Raw genomic sequence first — 5281 nt, forward strand, 5'->3', positions numbered from 1 at the left:
CATTTTTAAATATCCGCGCAGAACAGGGCCGCTTCCGCAATTCGGACATTTACGATGCCAACCACGACGTATCGCTGGCCAGAACGCGCGTTCTTCTTGGTTCTCAACTTCAGCTGCCATGGATCTCGACCTCAACTACGATGCAACTTGTGTACCATGAAGTGTGAAGATTGGGTTTCCTAGTGTGCAAAAGGTCCTTGCGGCGGGATGTCGCGTAAGTCTTTTCGAAATTAATTTGAAAAAACTGCGACGGAAGTTTTGGGTTGGCCCGTTTGACCTACCACAGCAGGCAAGAAACGACTGTGCATTTCGGCCCATAAAGGGGCCATTTATTGGAGTAGGATTATGACAATGATTTCACGTATGACAACGCGGATTGCACTTACAGGTTTGTTCATTGCAACAGGATTTGCAGCCCAAGCAGCATCAGGCGACACAGAAGGCAAGGTAGGCAAAATGCGCCATGAACGCTCAGCCTTCTGCACGTTAGATACAGATAGCAACGGTGAGTTGACCCGCGCAGAGCTGGATGCCCACGCACGCGCACGTTTCGACACACGCGATACAGACGGTGATGGTGCTTTGAGTGCAGAAGAGATGACCAAAGAAGGTCACAAGCGTGCTGAAAAGCGTGCGGCCAAGATGATCAAGCGTCACGATGCGAATGGGGATGGCAAGGTCAGCTTTGAAGAGATGTCCAGCGGCAAGAAAGAAGGTCGTACGGATAAGATGTTCGAACGCGTCGATGCGGATAAGAACGGAACGATTTCTGAGGAAGAGTTCGCGTCGATGAAAAAGCATCGCGGTGGCAAGCACAAAGGTAAGAAGCAGGGCGAGTAAGACCCGCTTAACGACCCGCGGCGAGTTTGGCTTGCGGCGGGTCACACGACCGCTCACTCGACCCCGACACATTTGATGTTACACAGACGTGGATGACGATGCCTTTGGATCACAACAGCGACATAAGTGACGACGCGCTTTTGCAGCTATATGCGAATGGTGATCAAGCGGCTGCGCAAATGTTGACGCTGCGTTTGGCACCGCGTGCCTATGGACAGGCATACAGGATGCTTGGGATCGCGGCCGAGGCGGAAGATGTGGCGCAAGAGGCGATGATGCGCTTTTGGAAAATCGCACCAGAGTGGCGCACAGGCGAGGCCAAGATGACCACATGGCTGTACCGCGTGACGTCGAACCTGTGTACGGATCGATTGCGCAAAACGTGCACAACGACGCTGGATGCGATTGATGAACCCGTTGACCCAAGCCCGAGCGCGGCGGACACAATGCAAGACATTGCGCGACATGATGCGTTGCAAAGTGCCTTAATGGAATTACCTGAGCGCCAAAGACAGGCTGTTGTCTTGCGCCATTTAGATGAATTGCCCAATCCAGAGATCGCCGAGGTGATGGAGATTTCTGTCGAAGCGGTAGAGAGCCTGACGTCGCGTGGCAAACGCGCATTGGCACAGATATTAAAGGGGCGCAAAGCCGCCCTTGGTTTTGAAGGAAACGCGCGATGAGCACTGATGATGACCTGACTGCGCTATTTGATGAGGTCCGTCGCACGCCGCCTGAACCGTCAACCGACTTCATGCAACGCGTGCTGAACGATGGGCAGACGATGCAACCCGCACCCTTGGGTGTGATGCGGATGCCACCGCGAAAACGCGGTCAGATTGCGACGTTCTTCGCGGGTCTTAGCGATGCGCTTGGTGGATGGCCTGCGTTTGCGGGGCTAGCAACTGCTGCAGTGACAGGCTTGTGGATCGGGATCAGCCCGCCGCAGACGTTGCTTACACCGTTTGGCATGATTTTAGGCGATGATAGCGCCGCATTGTCTGGCGCGCTTGAATATGGCGACGGCTTTGATTTCACTTTGTTCGAGGGATAGGCGCAATGAGCGATCCAAAAATTGACGACGCAGTGGCAAAACCAGCCAAGCCTAAAAAGCGGTTTCGCATTTTGTTGGGGGTGTCCTTGGCACTGAACCTGCTGGTTGTGGGCGCTGTGGTTGGTGCGATGGTCAAAGGGCCATCGTCGTCTGGGCGCGGTGGCCCTCCGGGGACGCGTGAGGTGTCGGCACCTTATGTGGGTGCGTTTGATCATGCCACGAAACGAGCTTTGCGAGATGAAATGCGTGCGCGTTTGCCAGATCGTCGCGATGCACAAGCGGCAAACAGGGCAGATTATGAGGCTTTTGTCGGGGTTCTGCGCGCCGATACATTCGATAAAGAGGCGGCTGCAGGAATTATAGACACGCAGTTCCAACGCTCTGGCCAATTCCAGCGCGTGGGTCGCGCGTTGTCGATTGAAAAGATTGATCAAATGAGTCTGAGCGAACGCATGGCTTATGCAGATCGTTTGCAGAAACGCTTGGATGATCCCAAAAAGCGAAAGCGTAAAAAAGACCGCTAAAACGCGCTGGAATTTAAACGAAAGCCATGCGAAAGCTAACCCATGGTAATGGGTGCGCAGGGTGTCTTGCGCCGTTTGAATTTTTGGGGAGGGCAGCGCGATGGCACTGTCAAAAGAGGCCGCGGAGGTCTTTTCAATCAACGCGCTTGGCTGGATTGTCGGCCAAGAAGATGTTTTGCCAGCTTTTTTGGGGGCGAGCGGATCTAGCGAAGAGGATATTCGTTTGCGCGTTGGCGACTCCGAATTTCTTCTCTCGGTCCTAGATTTCCTGATGATGGATGATCAATGGGTCATCTCGTGCTGTGATGCGTTGCAGGTCCCGTATGAACGCGTACATGAAGCACGCCAATCCATGCCCGGTGGCGCAGAAATGAATTGGACATGAGCGGTGTTGGCGACACTTTCAAAGCGATCTTGTTTGACAAAGACGGAACACTCTTTGATTTTCGCGCCACTTGGGATGCGTGGGCCGCTGATTTTCTACCCCAGCTTTGCGGTGGTAAAGATAATGTTTTGCGTGAATTGGCTGCAGAACTCGGGTTTGATCTGAAAACACTTGGATTTTTGGCGTCGTCTATGGTGATTGCCAGCTCGAACCGTGAGGTTGCGCAGGTGATTGCACGCATTCTGAAACGCACAGATATTGATGCGTTAGAACTTGAAATGGCTGCAAGTTCGGCAAAAGCACCTTTGGTGCCTGTCATCGCGCTTGCGCCGTTTTTGCAAGGGTTAAAGAGTCGGGGCTACAAGCTGGGCGTGATGACCAATGACGTTGAAGCCGTCGCAGAGGCGCACCTGCAAACGTCGGGCGTGCGCGATCTTTTTGATTTTGTGTGTGGTAGTGACAGTGGTTTTGGCGCTAAACCCGATCCAGAACCACTTTTGGCGTTTTGTTCGCACGTGCATGTAGACCCTTTCCATACGGTTATGTTGGGCGATAGCACCCACGATCTGATCGCGGCTCACGCAGCGGGAATGGCGGCACTAGGTGTGCTGACAGGCGTCGCACGCGCGGCTGAACTTGCCCCACATGCAGACGCGGTTCTTAGTGATATTAGTCAACTGCCTGAATGGTTGGTGCAAATGTCTGCGCGCAAATAGCAAAAACGACAAGTTGTGTCGTGGTTAGGCTCCCGAAGCGGGGCTTGCCTTGCTCTGATGGGTCCTAATCGCAAGCAGTTTTAGGGAGATCATCATGGCCGAGACGAACAAACCCAGACGTCGCAGTGGTGGACGTGCAGGTGCTGCAACACGGCGTGGTTCGGCCGCGATTGAGCAAAGCCCTTGGCGTTTGCCCGAAAACATTGATCGCCCGACCGAGCCTTTGAATGAAGACGGTATTCAAGCGATCCATAATGGTGCCATGCGCATTTTGGAAGAGATCGGCATCGCCTTCCTGAACCCCGAAGCGTTGGAAATTCTGCGTAAATGCGGGGGCTGTGATATCGACGGTGATATCGTGAAGATGGGGCGCGAGTTTGTGATGGAAAAGATCGCACTTGCCCCCAGTCAGTTCGACATCACACCGCGCAACCCTGATCGCAAGATCACGATTGGCGGTAATAAGATCTTGTTCGGCAACGTATCCTCACCTCCCAACTACTGGGATATGTCCTTGGGTAAAAAGGTTCCGGGCACACGCAAAACCTGTCAGGACTTGCTGAAATTAACTCAGTATTTCAATTGTATCCACTTTGCGGGCGGCTATCCCGTTGAACCTGTGGAAATCCACCCCTCTGTGCGCCACCTTGATGTTCTTTTTGACAAGCTGACAATCACAGACAAAGTGATGCACGCTTATAGCCTTGGCAAAGAACGTGTCGAAGACGTGATGGAAATGGTGCGCATCGCAGGGGGCCATACCCACGAGGAATTCGATGCGCAGCCGCGCATGTATACGAATATCAATTCTACCTCGCCCCTCAAGCACGACTTCCCAATGATGGATGGTTGGATTCGCATGGCAAAGCGTGGGCAGGGCCTTGTGGTGACACCGTTCACTTTGGCGGGTGCAATGGCACCTGTCACGATGTCGGGCGCTGTGGCGCAATCTTTGGCCGAAGCGCTGTGCGCAGTCGTTTTGGCGCAGATCATCAACCCTGGTTGCCCTTGTGTAATCGGCACATTCACATCGAATGTGGACATGAAAAGCGGCGCACCAGCGTTCGGAACACCAGAATATATGCGCGCAACGCAGATGACGGGTCAGATGGCGCGTTTTTATGATTTGCCTATGCGCTCAAGCGGTGTGTGCGCGGCGAACGTGCCCGACGGTCAAGCAATGTGGGAGACGTCCAATAGCCTGTGGGCGTCGGTGCAATCTGGCACGAACATGGTTTATCATGCAGCGGGTTGGCTTGAGGGTGGCTTGATCGCGTCGCCTGAAAAATTCATTATGGATTGCGAAGTTATTCAACAAATTCAACGTTATATGGAGCCTGCGACCTTTGCGACGACGCCAGATGACATTGCTTTGGATGCTATTAAATCTGTCGGGAATGATGGGCATTTCTTTGGAATTCAGCACACGCAAGACCGCTATACGACTGCGTTTTACCAGCCGTTTTTAAGCGACTGGAAGAACTATGAAGGCTGGGAAGCGGCAGGGGCCGTTTGGACGCCAGAACGCGCGCACACTATATTCTTGCAGATCATGGAAGAATTCGAAGAACCGCCCATGGACATCGCGATTCGTGATGAGTTGGCGGACTTTGTAGCACGTCGTAAATCTGAGGGTGGTGCGCCGACCGATTTCTAAGCAAAAGCCAGCCAAAATAGAATTACTTAAGATGCAAACGAATTAGACGCGGTTACCTTTCTCGTCTTATTCATTTGTTAAGGTCCGTACGTCAAACCTGATAAA

Annotated in this window: 7 protein-coding genes; all 7 read left to right on the forward strand. The window is 53.0% G+C overall.

The window, feature by feature from the left end; genetic code table 11:
• The first annotated feature begins 345 nt into the window (after positions 1-345).
• Complete coding sequence (locus QZ279_RS11100) at positions 346-840, forward strand: EF-hand domain-containing protein (RefSeq protein ID WP_293450818.1); 495 nt, start codon at positions 346-348, stop codon at positions 838-840.
• 92 nt (positions 841-932) lie between these two features.
• Positions 933-1523: an RNA polymerase sigma factor gene (locus tag QZ279_RS11105; RefSeq protein WP_293450820.1), complete on the forward strand. Its 591-nt coding sequence runs from the start codon at positions 933-935 to the stop codon at positions 1521-1523.
• Entirely contained in the window at positions 1520-1894 is a 375-nt protein-coding gene (locus QZ279_RS11110; protein ID WP_293450822.1) for a hypothetical protein, read from the forward strand. Before QZ279_RS11105 ends, QZ279_RS11110 begins: the two co-directional genes overlap by 4 nt.
• Positions 1895-1899: 5 nt before the next feature.
• Positions 1900-2418 (forward strand): periplasmic heavy metal sensor, encoded by a 519-nt coding sequence (locus tag QZ279_RS11115; protein WP_293450824.1) that lies wholly within the window; start codon positions 1900-1902, stop codon positions 2416-2418.
• 100 nt (positions 2419-2518) lie between these two features.
• Entirely contained in the window at positions 2519-2803 is a 285-nt protein-coding gene (locus tag QZ279_RS11120; protein WP_293450826.1) for a DUF3572 domain-containing protein, read from the forward strand.
• Positions 2800-3519, forward strand: coding sequence for an HAD family hydrolase (locus tag QZ279_RS11125; RefSeq protein ID WP_293450828.1), 720 nt, complete (start codon positions 2800-2802; stop codon positions 3517-3519). Before QZ279_RS11120 ends, QZ279_RS11125 begins: the two co-directional genes overlap by 4 nt.
• A gap of 94 nt (positions 3520-3613) precedes the next feature.
• A complete protein-coding gene (locus tag QZ279_RS11130; protein WP_293450830.1) occupies positions 3614-5176 on the forward strand; it encodes a trimethylamine methyltransferase family protein in 1563 nt (520 codons plus the stop codon).
• The last annotated feature ends 105 nt before the right edge of the window (positions 5177-5281 follow it).

Origin of the sequence: Planktotalea sp. (assembly GCF_018607965.1) — a bacterium.
In the GTDB taxonomy this organism is placed as follows: domain Bacteria; phylum Pseudomonadota; class Alphaproteobacteria; order Rhodobacterales; family Rhodobacteraceae; genus Planktotalea.